The sequence below is a fragment of the Halomonas meridiana genome (assembly GCF_009846525.1).
GTDB lineage: Bacteria > Pseudomonadota > Gammaproteobacteria > Pseudomonadales > Halomonadaceae > Vreelandella.
In genome coordinates this window covers 786,452-803,281 of sequence record NZ_CP024621.1, presented here as the reverse complement: position 1 = coordinate 803,281, position 16,830 = coordinate 786,452, and the positions used below count along the sequence as shown (strand labels likewise).

Annotated in this window: 12 protein-coding genes; 2 read left to right on the top strand and 10 right to left on the bottom strand. The window is 61.4% G+C overall.

The window, feature by feature from the left end:
• Window positions 1-52 precede the first annotated feature (52 nt).
• Both CTT34_RS03930 and CTT34_RS03925 read right to left on the bottom strand, forming a co-directional pair.
• Entirely contained in the window at window positions 53-676 is a 624-nt protein-coding gene (locus CTT34_RS03930) for an L-threonylcarbamoyladenylate synthase (protein WP_159341265.1), read from the bottom strand.
• Between the two features lie 53 nt (window positions 677-729).
• Window positions 730-1,671 (bottom strand): PHP domain-containing protein, encoded by a 942-nt coding sequence (locus CTT34_RS03925; protein WP_159341264.1) that lies wholly within the window; start codon window positions 1,669-1,671, stop codon window positions 730-732.
• Between the two features lie 146 nt (window positions 1,672-1,817).
• Between CTT34_RS03925 and CTT34_RS03920 the strand changes: the two genes are divergently transcribed.
• Together CTT34_RS03920 and mnmC are read left to right on the top strand one after the other, a co-directional pair.
• The gene (locus CTT34_RS03920) at window positions 1,818-2,117 is read left to right on the top strand and encodes a YciI family protein (protein ID WP_159341263.1); all 300 of its coding nucleotides are present in this window, start codon (window positions 1,818-1,820) and stop codon (window positions 2,115-2,117) included.
• A gap of 159 nt (window positions 2,118-2,276) precedes the next feature.
• Entirely contained in the window at window positions 2,277-4,316 is a 2,040-nt protein-coding gene (mnmC, locus tag CTT34_RS03915; protein ID WP_159341262.1) for a bifunctional tRNA (5-methylaminomethyl-2-thiouridine)(34)-methyltransferase MnmC2/FAD-dependent 5-carboxymethylaminomethyl-2-thiouridine(34) oxidoreductase MnmC1, read from the top strand.
• On the opposite strand, the gene CTT34_RS03910 is transcribed toward mnmC, so the two are convergent.
• From CTT34_RS03910 to CTT34_RS03875, 8 genes are all read right to left on the bottom strand, one after another.
• Window positions 4,310-4,582, bottom strand: coding sequence for a YheU family protein (locus CTT34_RS03910; RefSeq protein WP_044629984.1), 273 nt, complete (start codon window positions 4,580-4,582; stop codon window positions 4,310-4,312). The genes mnmC and CTT34_RS03910 overlap by 7 nt on opposite strands.
• Complete coding sequence (ligA, locus tag CTT34_RS03905) at window positions 4,579-6,615, bottom strand: NAD-dependent DNA ligase LigA (RefSeq protein ID WP_159341261.1); 2,037 nt, start codon at window positions 6,613-6,615, stop codon at window positions 4,579-4,581. Before ligA ends, CTT34_RS03910 begins: the two co-directional genes overlap by 4 nt.
• 88 nt (window positions 6,616-6,703) lie before the next feature.
• Complete coding sequence (gene zipA, locus CTT34_RS03900) at window positions 6,704-8,470, bottom strand: cell division protein ZipA (protein ID WP_159341260.1); 1,767 nt, start codon at window positions 8,468-8,470, stop codon at window positions 6,704-6,706.
• Window positions 8,471-9,053: 583 nt separating this feature from the next.
• A complete protein-coding gene (gene smc / locus CTT34_RS03895; protein WP_153842163.1) occupies window positions 9,054-12,554 on the bottom strand; it encodes a chromosome segregation protein SMC in 3,501 nt (1,166 codons plus the stop codon).
• Between the two features lie 33 nt (window positions 12,555-12,587).
• Entirely contained in the window at window positions 12,588-13,829 is a 1,242-nt protein-coding gene (ccmI, locus tag CTT34_RS03890) for a c-type cytochrome biogenesis protein CcmI (protein ID WP_153842162.1), read from the bottom strand.
• Complete coding sequence (locus CTT34_RS03885) at window positions 13,826-14,296, bottom strand: cytochrome c-type biogenesis protein (RefSeq protein ID WP_153842161.1); 471 nt, start codon at window positions 14,294-14,296, stop codon at window positions 13,826-13,828. Before CTT34_RS03885 ends, ccmI begins: the two co-directional genes overlap by 4 nt.
• The gene (locus tag CTT34_RS03880) at window positions 14,287-14,814 is read right to left on the bottom strand and encodes a DsbE family thiol:disulfide interchange protein (protein ID WP_139525153.1); all 528 of its coding nucleotides are present in this window, start codon (window positions 14,812-14,814) and stop codon (window positions 14,287-14,289) included. Before CTT34_RS03880 ends, CTT34_RS03885 begins: the two co-directional genes overlap by 10 nt.
• Window positions 14,811-16,817: a heme lyase CcmF/NrfE family subunit gene (locus tag CTT34_RS03875; protein WP_159341259.1), complete on the bottom strand. Its 2,007-nt coding sequence runs from the start codon at window positions 16,815-16,817 to the stop codon at window positions 14,811-14,813. Before CTT34_RS03875 ends, CTT34_RS03880 begins: the two co-directional genes overlap by 4 nt.
• Between the last annotated feature and the right edge of the window lie 13 nt (window positions 16,818-16,830).

The following is a 16,830-nucleotide window of genomic DNA, read 5'->3' as shown; positions in this document are numbered from 1 at the left end:
GGCAAGACGACGGGGGCGCTAAGCGCCCCCGTCGTGTAGACGCGTTTGCGTGTCAATCTTGAAACGGCGTAATGTCGCCACGCCCTTCCCGCACGATTTTCGGCGGCAGTTCACGCAGGTCGATCACGCTGGTGGGATCGAGGTGGCAAGCGCCGCCGTCGATGATCAGGTCTAAGTGAGCACCAAAGCGGTCGCGAATCTCCTCGGGGTCGCTCATCGGCAGCGCTTCACCCACGGGAATGAGCGTCACGCTCATCAGCGGTTCACCCAGCGCTTCGAGCAGCGCATGGGTAATCCGGTGGTCGGGCACCCGCACGCCGATGGAGCGACGTTTGGGGTGCAGCAGCAGGCGCGGCACCTCGGTGGTGGCATCCAGAATGTAGGTGTAGGGGCCGGGCGTATGGGCCTTCAGCAGCCGGAACACGGCGTTATCCACTTTGGCGTAGGTGCCAATTTCCGAGAGATCCGAACACACCAGGGTGAAGTTGTGCTTGTCATCCAGCGAGCGCAGCCATTTGATCTTCTCGATGGCCTTTTTCTCGCCTAGATGGCAGCCCAGCGCATAGCCCGAGTCCGTGGGGTACGCCACCACGCCGCCTTTGCGAATGATCTCGGTGGCTTGGTCGATTAGCCGCTTTTGCGGGTTTTCTGGATGTATTTGAAAATATTGGCTCATCGATGACTCCTGGTCAGCATGGGGATGTCTTTCAGCGTAGCTGATCCCGCCGCTTAGCACCCGCGGGCGAGCATGCCGCTGGGGGCGTCTCGCAGGTGCGCCAAGCGGGGGTGTTGCCAAATCGGCGGCGCGGCGGTGCGGGGCACCGGGCTCATACTGCCAGGGGCCGCGTGGCTACCGGGAAAGTGAAAATCGCTGCCCAATGAGGCGTACAGCGACCGCTCGACCAGTTGGCGCGCCAGGTCGCGGGTGGTATCGGGGTTTTGCTGTCCACTCACCAGCTCCACGCCTTGGCCACCGGCCTCCATAAAGGCATCCATCAACAGGCCGCGCTTGCGCCGGGTTAGCCCGTAGCGCAGCGGATGAGCCAGCACGGCCACCCCGCCAGAAGCGACGACCCACCCGACCGCTTCGCTGATCTCCGGCCAGTGGGCTTTAACATCGCCCTTTTTACCACTGCCCAGGTAGCGCTTGAAGGCTCCGGCCCAATCGGCTACCACACCTTCTGCTACTAACGCCCGGGCAAAATCAGGCCGCCCTAGCGGGCGGTCGCTACCTGCCTGGGCGCGGGCTTTTTCCAGGGCGTTGGGGAGGCCCATTTTTTCCAGCCGCTCGGCGATCACGTCGGCGCGTTTGATGCGCGCGTCTCGCTGGCGTTCGAGCCCATCGATCAACGGCCCTTGCAGGCCACCCGGCACCAGCGCGACCACGTGGATGTTGATGCCCTGCCAGCGAGTGGATAACTCGCACCCTGGCACTAGGCAGAGCCCTGACTGTTGGGCAGCGTGGCTCGCTTCTTCCACGCCGTCCATGGTGTCGTGGTCCGTCAGCGCCATATGGGTCAAACCGCGTTCAGCGCACAAGGCCACCAGTTCAGCAGGCGAAAGCGCTCCGTCAGAAGCAGTTGAGTGCATGTGCAGATCCACCGTGTAACGCTGGTCGGCATCGAAGGCGGTGGGCAGTACAGTCGCAAGAGCGTTAGGAAGTAGTGGCATTAGCATGACGCCGTGTGGCGAGTTTGTCAGAATAGGCGTGTACAACACGAACAAGCTCGCCATGGTGCGCGCTAACCGGGGTGCGGTCAATGTGTTGACCTGGTCGACAGCGTCGCCACTGCCCCTGCCTTCAAGGAGTTATCCCCATGCTTTACGCCATTATCAGTGAAGACGTTGCCAACAGCTTAGAGCGCCGCTTGGCGGCTCGCCCTGACCATCTAGCGCGCCTCGAAGAGCTGCGCGATGAAGGGCGGCTCATTTTGGCAGGGCCGCACCCAGCCATCGATTCCGATAACCCCGGCGATGCGGGCTTCACCGGCAGCTTGGTGGTGGCGGAATTCGACAGTTTAGAGGACGCTCAGGCCTGGGCAGACGCCGATCCATACATCATCGCAGGGGTCTATGCCAAGGTAATTGTTAAGCCGTTCAAAAAAGTTTTGCCTTGACCCTTTGAGGCGAGTGTGGAGGGTCCGCCCGCTTTTTCACAGAGCCTGTGGAAAACTCTGTGAACACCCGGCGGACGCTTTTCTATAAGCCAGAGATAGCGCCCCGATTAACAAATTGATCATTTTTTAACCAACCATTCATCACCCACGGATGCCCGCGTGACTCAACGCTCGACTCAAGCCCCACCCCTGCCACCGCTGCCACCGCTGGCGGCATTAAGCGCCCCGCAGCTCACCTGGAACGACACGTCACCCCACTCGGACGCCTTCGATGACGTCTATTTTTCCCGTGAGGATGGCCGTGCAGAAACCGAGCACGTGTTCTTGGGAGCGAACCGGCTGCCAGAGCGCTTTGCGGCGTGGCAGGCATCGCGGGCGTTAGTGATCGGCGAAACGGGCTTTGGCACCGGGCTGAACATGCTATGCGCCTGGGCCTGTTTCGAGCAGCACGCTCCAGAGGGCGCGCGGCTGCATCTGTTATCCACAGAAAAATTTCCGTTGAGCCGGGAAGCGTTGACGCGCGCGCTCAGCGCCTGGCCCTCGTTAGCGAGTTATTCACAAGCGCTGTGCGCCCTTTGGCCCGACGCGGTCAGCGGTATTCACCGTTTACACTTAAGCGAACGTGTCACCCTCGACCTTCACTTTGGCGACACCACCGAACGACTCGATCTGCTGGACGGCCAGGTGGACGCTTGGTTTCTCGATGGCTTTGCGCCCTCGAAAAACCCGGACATGTGGCAACCGGCGCTCTTCGAGGCCATGGCCGCTCGGTCTCGCCCGGGGGCGACGTTCGCTACCTTTACCTGCGCGGGCATCGTCAAGCGCGGTCTAAAGGCGGCAGGCTTCCACTGGAAGAAAGTGCCAGGTTTTGGCCGTAAGCGAGAGATGCTGGCCGGTGGTATTGACACGCCCCCCTCGGATTCGCGGCGCAGTGTCACCCCCTGGTTCACGCCCCCCGCTCACCACGACTCACCCCACGTGGTGGTCATCGGGGCAGGCTTGGCGGGTAGCAGCGTGGCGGCGGCGCTGGCCAAGCGCGGTAAACGGGTGACGGTGATCGAGCGCGAAGCGCCAGGCGCGGGGGGGTCCGGCAATCGCCAGGGGGCGCTCTACGTGAAGCTGGCGGTGGATACCAACCTACAGAGCCGGTTCTATTTAGCGGGGCTTCTCTACAGCCAGCGACGGTTTGAACAACTGGCAGCGGCTCATCCACAGGAGCCGCCACTTTGGCGGTCGTGCGGCGTGGTGCAACTGGCACTCAGCGACAAAGAGGCCACGCGCCAACAGCGCTTCATGGCCCATCACCCGCTGCCCGCCTCCGTCGTCGCATCACGCACCGACACGCTCAGCGAGCTAGCGGGCGTGGCTGTCTCGGCTTCCCAGGGGCTCTACTATCCACAAGCGGGATGGGCACAGCCAAAGCGACTCTGCGAGCAGTGGCTGCAACACGACCGCATCACCGTGCAGCAAGGCGAAGTCACCGGGCTGACGCAGACAGCGGGACATGCACCGTCGTGGCAGGTCACGCTGGCCAACGGGGAGAGGCTACAGGCCGACCACGTGGTGATCGCCACGGCGTCGCTGGCGAACCGGTTTGCCCAAACCGCCGAGCTGCCGCTGCAGCAGGTACGGGGCCAGGTCAGCGAGCTAACGCTGCCAGAAGGCACCCAGACGCCGGATAAAGTGGTATGCGCGGGAGGCTATGTGTCGCCGCCCATCGAGAACGTACTGACCTTTGGTGCGAGCTTCGTTCCCAACGACGCGACGAGTCACGTCATCGACGAAGAGCACCAGCGCAATATCGACGAATTACGCCAGGCGCTGCCAGCGTGGGTGGCCGCGCTTGAGGCCTCCGGCGTTGCGTTACGCCCAGAGGCGCTGGAAGGCCGGGCAGCGGTGCGAGCCGCCAGCCCCGATAAAACCCCTTATGCGGGGCCAGTGCCCAACGCGGCGGCGTGGCAACGAGATTATGCCGTGCTGCGCAAAGATGCCTCGAAAGTGCCGTCTACCACCGGTGAACACTACCCAGGGCTGTGGATATCCACCGCCCACGGCTCACGGGGGCTGGCGAGCGCACCGCTGTGTGCGGAAGTCATCGCATCGCGCCTTTGCGATGAGCCGCTGCCCATCGAGCAGCCGCTGGTGGACCATCTTCATCCAGGGCGCCGGCTGATCAGCGCGCTGGTGCGGGCTCAGTAATCGCCCTCTTCCTCGTCATCCGCCAACTCTCGCCCAAAGGAGCGCCATTGGGCGAGAGTCATTACTTCGGTCATTTCGAGCTCTAGGTCGTGGGCAATGATCAGCTCGTGACGGTCAAGCTGCTGCTTGAGCTCGGCGACCCAACCGCTCATCCCTTCTCCGGTATCGGTGGTGTCGTACCCTTGGCGGGTGACGAAGGCTTCCAGTAGCGCAGTGAGTGTTTCCGGCGGCAGCATGCGCGCCGGAACTTCGATAAAACGGCTCATTCGCTCTGCTCCCAGGCGGCTAAACGCTCGATGAACGTGGCTTCGTCGATCACCTCGACCCCCAACTGCTCGGCTTTAGTGAGCTTGCTGCCGGCGGCTTCACCCGCCACTAGGCAAGTGGTTTTTTTCGATACGCTGCCCGCTACTTTGGCCCCCAGCGCCTGAAGCCGCGCCTTGCCCTCGTCGCGGGTCATGCTGTCCATCGCCCCGGTCAGCACCCAGGTTTGGCCCTCCAGCGGCGTTGGACCTTGCGTCACCTCGGCCTCTTGCCAGATCAAGCCTGCGTCGATCAACGCTTGCAGCGTTTCCAGGTTATGGGGCTGGCGGAAGAAGGTGTGGATATGCGCCGCCACGACGGGGCCTACGTCATTGACCGCCTCCAGCGCAGCCAGTTCGGCATCTTGTAACGCTTGCAGCGTACCGAAGTGGTTGGCCACATTGGCCGCCGTGGCTTCGCCCACCTCACGGATGCCCAGCGCGTAGATGAACCGCGCTAGCGTGGTCTGCTTGGCCTTTTCCAGCGCGTTGACCAAGTTGGTGGCGGACTTTTCGCCCATGCGCGGCAGGCTCTTCAACTGATCGACGCTGAGATGAAATAGATCGGCAGGGGTTTTCACCCACTCCTGATCCACTAACTGTTCAATCAGCTTCTCGCCCAGGCCGTCGATATCCAGCGCTTTCCGGCTGGCAAAGTGTTTTAGCGCCTCTTTGCGCTGGGCGGCGCAGTAAAGCCCTCCGGAGCAGCGGGCCACGGCTTCGCCCTCGAGACGCTCGATGTCCGAACCGCACACGGGGCAGTGATCGGGGAAAGTAATCGCGCGGGCATCCGCCGGGCGCTTCTCCTCGTCCACGCGCACCACTTGGGGGATGACATCGCCCGCGCGGCGAATCGCTACCGTATCGCCTATCATCACGCCCAGGCGGGTAATCTCATCGGCGTTGTGCAACGTGGCGTTAGAAACCGTCACCCCCGCGACGGTAACCGGCGCCAGCCGGGCGACCGGCGTGATGGCCCCGGTGCGGCCGACCTGAAACTCCACATCGTTGAGGGTGGTGACTTCCTCCTGAGCGGGGAATTTGAACGCCACCGCCCAGCGCGGCGCGCGGGCAACGAAGCCCAGTTCCCGCTGGTGGCGCAGGTCGTTGACCTTGATCACCACGCCATCGATGTCATACCCGAGTTGGTCGCGCTTTTCACCGAGCTGTTCGCAGTAATCGGCCACCGCGTCCGGGCCGAACAGAGTCGTCAGTTCCGCGCTGGTGCGAAAGCCTAGAGTGGATAAACGGGCCATCAGCGCACTGTGGGTGGCATCGCCCAAGTCGGGCTCCAAGCGTGCTGCTTGGTAGGCGTGGAACTCCAACGGACGGGTCGCCGTAATGCGCGGGTCGAGCTGACGCAGGCTGCCAGCGGCGGCGTTGCGCGGGTTGGCAAAGACTTTGCTGCCCTCTTCTCTAGCGCGCTCATTGAGTGCTTCAAAGCCAGCGTGGCGCATAATCACTTCACCGCGCACTTCCAACAGCTCAGGCACGCTTTTACCCATGAGCTTAAGCGGCACCGAGCGCAGGGTACGCAGGTTGGAGGTAATGCCCTCCCCCGTACGGCCATCCCCACGGGTTGCACCGCTAACCAACACGCCCTGCTCATACACCAACGATACCGCTGCGCCATCCAATTTCGGCTCGCAGCTAAACTCGATCTCGCTGGCTTGGCACTCCAAACGCTCCGCGACGCGCTCGGCAAAGGCCGCTATGTCGTCACGGCTAAAGGCGTTATCCAACGACAGCATGGGAATGGCGTGGGCCACTTCGGGGAAACCTTCTGCCGGGGCGGCACCGACTCGCTGAGTGGGCGAATCCGGGGAAATCAGCTCGGGATGATCGCTCTCCAACTGCGTCAAGCGCTGCAGCTTACGGTCGTAGTCAGCGTCGGTTAACGTCGGCTCGTCCAGGACGTAATAGCGGTGATTGGCGTCATCGAGATCGGCACGCAGTTGGCTGATCTCTTCCAGCAAGGTGGGGTCAGGCTGACTCATTCAGAGATTCCGAAGACAGATAAACAGGCATTTAGTAACAAAAACACCCGCCTTCTGGAAGAAGGCGGGTGTCGGCGCAACGCGGCGATTAACGCGCCTGCAGTTGGCGGTGCAAACGGTGGCGACGTTCGAATTCGTGCACCCGCTGACGGGCAAACTCGATGGTTTGTGCCGTCATGACGCTGCGGTTTTCATCTTTCAACTCGCCGCCCATGTGGCGCACTACCACCATGGCGGTTTCGACCATGGCTTCGAAAGCCGCCGAGCTATCCACCGCGCCGGGTAGCGGCATCAGGAACGTGATGCCGGGGGTGACAAATTCGTCCATCTCTTCGATGGGGAACGTACCGGGCTTGAGCACGTTGACCATCGAGAACTGCAGCTCGCTGTCCGGGCTTTCCGTTTCGAAGCGGTGGAAAACGCCCATGGTGCGGCTATACCGTAGCCCACAGGCCATGATGAGTTCGAGCAGTTTGCCACCATCGAAGCCATCGGGATCGCGGGAGAGCACGCTGATGACGACCATTTCCTCGGCGCTGGCCAGCGTCTCTTTGGCGTGTTCGCCGTTTACATCGTGCCGCAGAGCCTTTTCCAAGGTCGGGTGGGCACGTACGACGCTGTCCTGCGCCGCGTAAGTCTCTTCATAGTCGTCATCGAAGCCTTGGTAGTGCTCTTCGTAGCGTCTCGCGCTGTCATCGTAGTCATCGAGCGCAGGCGCTGACGGCACCGCTTCACGTTTGGCAGCGGCGTCGTGGGCGGCGGCTTCGCGAGCCTGGGCTTTCTCTTGAGCGATACGCGCTTTTTCAGCGTCAGCGGCCTGTTTGGCCTCACGACGCTGCTCGGCTTCCAGCGCTTTGCGCTCGGCTTTTTGCTTGGCCAAGGCTTCGGCACGCTTGGCTTTTTCGGCCTTCTTGATGGCCTTCTCTTTGCGACGCTCGATGATACGGCGCTTGAACGAGCGCCCGATACCTTCGAAATCGACCAGACGATACTCATCGATGTCGTCGTCATCCAGTTCGCGGTCGCCAACGGTCTCTTCGCGCAGTTGGCGGCGTTTGGGAGCGTCGGACGCGTGCTTGGCAAACACGGCATCTTCAGGCTCGGCGCGCAGCACCGGTTCTGGGTCGAGGGTCGGTGTCGGCTCATCGGCAGCCGAGTCTTTAGAACGTGCGGGAGTTTCTTCTGTTACGGGCTCTGCTACGGGCGTTTCCGCCGTCGTCATGGGCGGCACGTCAGGCTGTGCAGGCGCAACGTCCTCGGCAGGCTTGGCAACGGGGGCGTCGTCTACGGCGCGCATCGTAGGCGCGGCAGCCGGTGTCGTTTCCGGTTCGGGCGGCACAGAGGCCGCAGTGGCAGACGGAGTCGGCTCGGCAGTGTTGGGCGGTTCGTGCTTGGCTGCCTGGGTATTGTCCGCGGCAAACAGGCTTGGCTCACGACGGGGTTCCGGCTTCGCCTCCTGCGTGACTGCATGTCGTTCGGCAGATACACGGGCAGCGGGTTCGGTGTGCGCGGCTGGCGAAGAGGGCTTGGCAGCCGACTTGCCAAACGAGCGACGAAAATCCGACAGCACTTTGGACGGTCCAGGATGCTCTTGACGTTTGAGCTTGGGTTTTTGCCCCAGCCCACTGTAGTCGGCGGGCTTGACCACCCGAGCACCGCCGTTTGGCAGCTCCCAATTGATCTCGGCTTCTTTCGCCTCGTCGTCTAACTCGTCTAGCTTCGCGGTCGGCAAATCCTTTACCGCTTGGTCTAGCCGGGGCACACGACGCTGACGCTGGAGCCTACGCACACCGTCGACAACGATTAGCGAAACCAGTGCCAGTCCTAGAATGATTAACCACTCTCTTAATTCCATGTCGAGCATTCCATGGGTCATCTAACCGGTTACTAGGGCACAGTGCGCGGCACTGCGCCAGAATATGGGAACCTTCTTATAAATCGATATTTAGCACCAAGCATAGCGCGGTTGCTACGAAAAGAGCCAATTTTTGCTGATTTTCACACGTTTGAGCCGCTAAGGGAGCTTTTTAGGCGAATTTTTCGACCTTATCAACCATCAAAAGTGCCCTTTCCGCGTTATTCCATCTCTGATATGGGTGGCCAAGCGCGGAGTGCCGTGTGAGGCCGCTACCCACTCAGTTCACCCTATTTAAACGTTATGCTAGTGAATGTTTTTCACTATCGCTAGTTTCTTATGAACGCATTGCGCTTTCACGACAGGCAATGATTCGCAAGCGATAAGCGGGACTTAAGCCTATACGGCCGCGACGATCCCACCGTCAACACCACGTTTTTTCAACAACTCGCTGTTATCAAAGCATTTCGTGGGCATGGCGTTACTATCCGCTTGCGCTGGCGCCCCAAGGTGACAGGCACGCATTGGCAAATAAGGAAACTCTTGGGAAGTCGCAACACGGCGCAGCCATGGGCCATACGCCCTATTCGACCAACTCGGCGGCCTCATCGATACCCACGGAAACCAAACGTGAAACGCCGGGCTCTTGCATGGTGACCCCCATCAGGCGCTCGGCGGCTTCCATGGCAATCTTGTTGTGGGTGATATAGATGAACTGCACGCTTTCGGACATCTCTTTCACCAGCTTGGCGTAGCGGCCAACGTTGGCGTCATCCAGCGGAGCGTCGACCTCATCCAGCATACAGAACGGGGCAGGGTTGAGCTGGAAAATGGCAAAGACCAGCGACAGCGCAGTCAGCGCTTTTTCCCCACCGGACAGCAAGTGAATCGTGCTGTTCTTCTTACCCGGCGGTCGGGCCATGATGGCCACGCCGGTTTCCAGCAGGTCATCACCGGTCAGCGTCAGCCACGCCGCCCCACCGCCAAATACGCGAGGAAAGAGGGTTTGCAACCCGTTATTCACCTGATCGAACGTTTCCCGGAAACGCACGCGGGTCTCTTGGTCAATCCGTTTGATCGCCCGCTCCAGCGTGTCGAGCGCTTCGGAAAGCTCGGCATGCTGGGCTTCGAGGTAATTACGCCGCTCGGCCTGCTGGTCGTACTCCTCGATCGCGGCGAGGTTGATCGCCCCCAGTCGGCGGATCTTTTCCGAGGTGCTCTCCAAGCGCTCTTGCCACGCTGGCTCACTGGCATCGCTGGGCAGCGTGCTGGCGAGCGCATCGGCATCGTGGCCTAGTTCTGCTAACTGCTCATCCTGGGTGGCGGCTTTGAGCGCCAGCGCCTGCACCTCCATACGGCGCTGCTGGAGCTGTTCGCGGCTCTGTTCCAGATTGCGCTCATGCTGCTGGCGGGCTAGTTCGTCGTTACGCAGCTGCTCGGCCAAGGTTTGAGCTTGCTGGCGCGTCTCGTTGAGCCGCCGCTCCTGCTGTTCGCGCTGGTGAAGCAGCTCTTCGAGCTCCTCAGCGGCCAGCTCGTCGGGCTCGACCAGCATTTCGCGAGACTCTTCCAACTCGGCAATACGCAGCGAGAGGCGCTCTTCGGTATCGCTTGAACGGGCCTCCTGAGCGCGCAGGCTGTCGCGCTCGGCTTTTAAGCGCTCACGCTCCAGGGCCAACGCCTGCTGACGCGCTTTGAGCGGGGCATACTGTTGGTTGAGCTGCTCGCGCTGCTCACGCTGGCGGTGGCGCTGTTCGGCGCTGGTTTCGCGGGCTTCTGCGGCGGTTTCCAGTTGCTCCATGGCCGTGTGCCAACGAGCGCGCTGCTCTTCTAAAGTAAGCGTTAACTCCGCCTCATCTTCTTGCAGTTGCGCCAGTTCGTCGTCCAGCTCCATGGCGCGGCTGGAGAGATGCTCAAGGCGTTGGGCAAGCCGCTGCTCTTGCACCGCTAGCTGTTGGCGGGTGGCGGCGTGGTCGCGCTCCTGCTCCGCCTGCTGCTCACGGGTCAGTTCTAACGTTTCAATCGTCTCGTTGGCGGCTTCGCACTGTTCATCCAAGAGCGCCAGCGCCTCTTCCGCCCGCTCACGCTCTGCGGCCAGCTCCTCAAAGCGACGACGCGTCACCAGTAGCGCATCGACGCCTTCGCCATTGGATTGCTGATGCAGCCAACCGCGACCGCGCCATACGCCGTCTTGGCTAACCACACTCTCACCGGGAGCAAGCGTAGGCAACAACGCTTCCGCCGCGTCAGCAGTATCAACATAGTGAATACTCGCCAACCACTCCGTTAGCGCGCCCGCGCCTTTCACCAAATCGCTGAGGCGATGGCCTGCGCCCGCCGTGGCTGTGGAAGGCGACGCTTGATCAATCAAGCACCACTCTGTCGCCAGCGCTTCGGGCAGCGCGTTTAGCTGATGGGCGGCTACCAGTCGGGCGTTTAACCAAGGGGCGAGTAGCCAGGAAATAACCCGCTCCCAGCCTTGGCTGACCGAAATGGCTTCACCCAAGCGGGGGGCATCAGCAAGGCCATGAGCGGCAAGTGTTTCGCTTAGCTGAGGGTCGTGATCGGCCAGGGCGGCATCCATCAGCGCCTGCAGCGAAGCAAGTTCACCCTGCTGCTGGCTAAGCGCAGCGCGTTGCTCGTCGCGGGAGGTTACCGCTTGCTGGTAGGCGCTTTTGGCATCGCTGTAGCGCTGCTGCCACTGTTCTCGCTCCACTTGGAAGGCGTCGGCACGTTGGTCGGCTTCTTCCAGGCGGGCTTGGTATTCGGCGTGCTCGTTTTGTAGCGCAGTCATGTCGGCCAGCTCGCCGCGCTGCTGGCGGCGGCGTTGCCCCTCAGCCTGCAAACGGGCAATACGCTGCTCTAAATCACGCAGTTGGTCTTGGCTACGGTCGGCATCGCGGCTGGCCTCACGCCAGCGGTTTTCGGCGTCGGCCCACTGCTGTTCGGCGGCTTCCAGCGCTGGCGTTGCGTCGGCCAGGGTCTGCTCGAGCATTTCGAGCTGCTCTTCCAGCGCTTCGTGCTCGGGCAGCAGCTCCTCAAAGCGCTCGTCGATCACCGCGAGCCGCTCTTGGTCGCCCTCGCTGACCTGGCGCTGCTCGTCGAGATCCCGTCGGGCGGTGGCAATGTCGTTAGCCAGCTGTGCTTCGCGGCTGCGGCGGTGGGCTTGATCCTGCTCTAAGCGGGCAATGCGCGTGGTGGTTTCATAAAACTGCTGCTGGTGGCGGTCCAACACGTCGGCCAGCTCGTCGTGCTGTTCGCGGGCCTGCTCCAGGCGGGTTTCGCACTGACGTACGCCAAACACGTCTTTCTCGACGGCAATTTCCAGCTCGCGGACACGGCTCTCTTGGTGAGACTGTTCGGCCCGCAGGGTGCGGCCGCGCAGCAGCGCCAACTCGCCTTTTAAGCGGTACTCTTGCTGTTTGAGCTCTTGGTAACGCTTGGCGGCTTCCGCTTGGCGCTTGAGGCGTTCGAGCTGTTTATCCAGCTCTTCGCGAATATCGTCCAGGCGCTCCAGGTTCTCCTGGGTGCGCCGCATGCGGTTTTCGGTTTCCCGACGGCGCTCTTTGTACTTGGAGATCCCCGCGGCTTCTTCGAGTGTGGCACGCAGGTCGTCGGGGCGCGCTTCGATCAGTCGCGAGATCATCCCCTGGCCGATAATGGCGTAGGAGCGCGGGCCTAGGCCGGTCCCCATGAACAGGTCGGCGATATCCCGGCGGCGGCACTTCTGGCCGTTGAAGAAGTAGTTGGACTGACCATCCCGGGTCACTAGGCGTTTGACGGCAATTTCTGAGTACTGGGCGTATAAACCGCCCATACCGCCATCGCGGTTATCGAACTTCAGCTCGATAGAAGCCTGCCCTACCGGCTTACGCCCGGTAGAGCCGTTGAAAATAACGTCGGCCATGGATTCGCCGCGCAGGGTTTTGGCGGAGGACTCCCCCATCACCCAGCGCACGGCGTCGATAATATTGGATTTACCGCAGCCGTTGGGCCCAACGATGGCCGTCATGTTGCCATCGAAGGGCACGGTGACCGGATCGACAAAGGACTTGAACCCAACGAGACGTATAGAGGTTAAGCGCATTGCGACCCTTAGCAGCGGTAGCTTACGTGGTGGTTATTCAAAAACACGGTTGATAACGACATTGGCGGTAGCGTCTTCGCGAATGGGGCCGACGCTAACGCTCTCCAAATCGCCAAACAGATCCCCAGGCTGCGGCGTGGCCTGCCCAGATTCCGAGACACGCACCACCAGGCGCGCTTCACGCACCTGAGAGATTTGCGCTTGCGGCGACATGGCAGCGGCGTCGTCCAGCACCACGGTCATCGGCAGCTCAGAGACCCGAGCGCGGGTCACCGCCAGCGGCGGCAGCTCGCCATCGATGTCCCGTGCGGTAATGAACACCGTCGCATCGTCGCTGACACGGTCTGCCAGCGCCTCATCCAACGAGACGCTCACCCGCACGCCTTGGCCCTGAGCGGCGGCAGATGGCTCCGGTGCGACGCCCATGCGCTCTTGGGCCACCCGGATACCCTCACGCAGGGAAGCAGCCGTCTCTGGGTCTGAAATATTGGCAACGGCACGGCGCCAACGGTCGACGGCCGTTTCATAATCACCGTTATCGAAGGCGTGAATGCCCAGAAGCCCCAACACGGTGGGCTGACGGGGGTCTAGCTCAAGCGTTTCATCGACCAGCGCCTGTACCTCGGGCGTTAACTCCCGCTCGGCCATGAAGAAGCGGAGCTGCGCCAACTGAGCGAGCAGCGGCGGAATGCGCCCTTCGATGGCGATCAAGCGCTCCAGCGCATCGACCGCTTTGTCAGGCTGACCGGTATCCCGGTAGAGTGGAAACAGCGAGCTCCACACGTTGGGGTTGTTAGGCTGGCGCTCGGCTTCGGCTTCCATGCGCTCCAGGAACATCATCAACGAGCCTTCCGGGTCGTTTCTGATCTCTTCTTGAATCGCGTAGAGCGTCAGGTCTCCTTCGGCACCGTTTTGCTGATACCAAAACGTACTGGCACCCACCACCGCTACCATGACCAGCGGCACCACCAGCCGTCCAGCGCTCGCAGCTTTCAGCGGCCGCTTGGCCTGAGTGGCGGTGTCTTCCAGCAGGCTGCGCTCTAGCTCTAGGCGATCTTCATTAAAACGAGCGTCGTCGATGTCGCCACGCTCGCGTGCCGCTTCCAGGGACGCCATGCGCCGCTGGAAAATCGCCACGTTCTGCTCGGCAGACGTATCGTTGGCTTCAAAGTGATCTAGCTGGTCGCGCAGAACGCGGGCACCGCGCATGGGGGCAATCAGCAGCCATAGAGCAGGTAATAACAGTAGTGCAATCGCTATCCAGAGCGGTGTCATGAAGACCTCTCGCGGTTGATCAGAGCATCCAAGCGGGCGCGCTCTTCGGCGCTCAACGCTTTCGCAGACGCATTCCGTCGAGCACGCACCATCAGTACGACCACGAGCGTGCCGAGGACGAACAGACCGATGGGCAGCCCCCACAGCAGGTAGGTGCGGTTTTCCAGGCGCGGGTTGTAGAGGATGTACTCCCCAAAACGCTGCACCATGTGATTGATGATTTCGATATCCGACTGACCATCTTGAAGCAGCTGATAGACCCGCTCGCGCATATCACCAGAGATCGGCGCATCAGAGTCATCGATAGCCTGGTTTTCGCATAACGGGCAGCGCATGGAGGCCGTGAGGTCACGGTAGCGCTGCTCCATCACCGGGTCGTCGAACTCGCGAACTTCAATGCCTGCCGCCACGACACTGCCCGCCAGTGCCAGCAGCATCACGGCGAAGATCCCACGCATTAACGCCATTTTTCTACCTCCGGCAGGATGCGCTCACGAACGTCTTCAGGTGACACGTATCCTTTATGGTGGTATCGGATCACGCCTGCGGCATCCACCAAAAACGTCTCAGGCGCGCCATAAACACCGAGGTCGAAACCCAGGCTGCCCTCGGGGTCGAACACGTTGACCTCGAACGGGTCACCGAACTCGCTCAAAAACTCTAGCCCCTTTTCACGGGTGTCCCGGTAGTTGATGCCGACCATACGAATGCCGTGATCGGCGAGCTCTAAAAGCTGGGGCATCTCCTGCTTACATGCAGGGCACCACTCACCCCAGACATTGACCAGCGTGACCTCCCCCATCATCAGCGTTTGATCCACTTGGCGATCAGCATCGCGTAGCGTGGTGGCTTCGAATACGGGAAACTCACGTGCCATCAGCGCAGAGTCACGCTGCGACGGATCGCGCCCCAACCCTTGGTACAGAAACAGCGCGATACCGAGAAAGCCAATCGGCAGGAGTAAAAGCAGCAGGCGTCGTGTCATACCATAGCCTCCTGAGACGACGAACGATCCGTCCGAGCGGGAGCTGTCTGGCGACTCGCGACACGACGATAGCGTTTATCCACAACGGCTAGAACGCCGCCGAAGGCCATGAGCAGGCCGCCTAACCACAGCCAGCGCACAAACGGCTTGTACTGGACACGCATGGCATAGCTGCCGTCGCCCAGGTCTTCACCCATGGCCACATAGAGGTCGCGGAACAAACCAGGGCGCAGCGCAACTTGGGTCATGGGCATGCCGGTGGCGAGGTAAAGGCGCTTCTCGGGGCGCATCACGAAGCTGCGTCCCTCGTCCCCGCGCTGTACCTGAATGATCGAAGTATCGGCCAGGAAGTTGGGGCCACGTCGGTTGGTGAGTTCCGTCATGGTGAACTGATAGCCCGCCACTTCCACGGTGGTGCCCGGCGACATGCGCACGTTGCGTTCGATGTTGTAATTCGAAACGACGGCAACGCCCACGATGGTCACCGCAATGCCCACGTGGCCCAGCACCATTCCCCAATAAGAGAGCGAGAGCTTGCGCAGCCCGGCGACAAACGAGCTGGCGTGACGGGTCTTGTCGAACAGGTCGCGCACCATCGGCAAGACGATCCACAGCGCAGAAATAATGCCCAGCGACACCCACAGGTTCCATTCGCCGTCGTAGACCAACGGCATGGCCACACCCAGCACGATGGCCGCTGCCGCCGCGAGACCTAGCTTGCGCCACAGCTCACGGCCACTCATGCTTTTCCAGCGCGCCACTGGCCCCAAGCCCATGAAGACACACATCACCACGGTGAGCGGCACAAAGAGCGCATTGAAGTAAGGCGGGCCTACGCTGATTTTACCCAGCCCCAAAGAGTCCAGAATCAGCGGGTACACTGTGCCCAAGAGCACCGTCACGGTCATGATGACCAGGAGGATGTTATTGATCAGCAGCAGCGAATCCCGCGAGAGCCAGTTAAAACCGACCTTATGGCTCACCCTTGGCGCGCGCAGGGCAAACACAAGCAGAGATAGCGTGACGGTAATCGCCAGCAGCATCAAAATGAAGAAGCCACGGGAGGGGTCGTTGGCAAAGGCGTGCACCGAGGTCAGTACGCCCGAGCGCACCAAGAAGGTGCCCATCAGCGACAGCGAGAACGTCGAGATCGCCAGCAGCACCGTCCAGCTCTTGAACGAGCCACGTTTTTCGGTCACCGCCAGCGAGTGAACCAGTGCCGTGCCCGTTAGCCAGGGCAGCAGCGAAGCGTTCTCCACCGGATCCCAGAACCACCAGCCGCCCCAACCAAGCTCGTAGTAGGCCCACCAGCTGCCGAGTGCGATCCCCACGGTAAGAAACGCCCAGGCCACGTTGGTCCAGGGGCGCGCCCAGCGGGTCCAGGCGGCGTCTAAGCGCCCGCCCAGCAGCGCGGCGATGGCAAACGCAAAAACCACCGAAAAGCCCACGTAGCCCATATAGAGCATCGGCGGGTGAACCACCAAGCCAAAATCCTGCAGCAGCGGGTTCAGGTCCGCGCCATCCTGCGGCATGTTGGGTAGCAAGCGTTCAAAGGGGTTGGAGGTCACGAGAATGAAGAGCAGAAAGCCCACACATACCATGCCCATCACGCCCTGCACCCTGGCCACCATGTCGCGGGGCAAGTCGCCCGAGAAGACCGACGCCGCATAACCCCAGCCCGCTAGCATCAGGCTCCACAGCAGCACCGAGCCTTCATGGTTTCCCCACACCGCGCTGAACTTGTAGTACCAGGGCAGCAGCGAGTTGGAATTATTGGCCACGTTGGCCACACTGAAATCATCCAGCATGTAGCTGGCGGTCAGACAGAGGTAGGCAATGGCGACGAACAGGAATTGCCCTGTCGCCATGGGCCGGCCATAGGCCATCCATAGCGGGCGACGGGTCGCCGCCCCGGCAAGCGGCATCACTGCCTGCACCACCGCCATTAATAGCGCGATGACCAGGGCAAAGTGGCCAATTTCAGGAATGATCTTAATTAACATGGGCGCTCCGAAT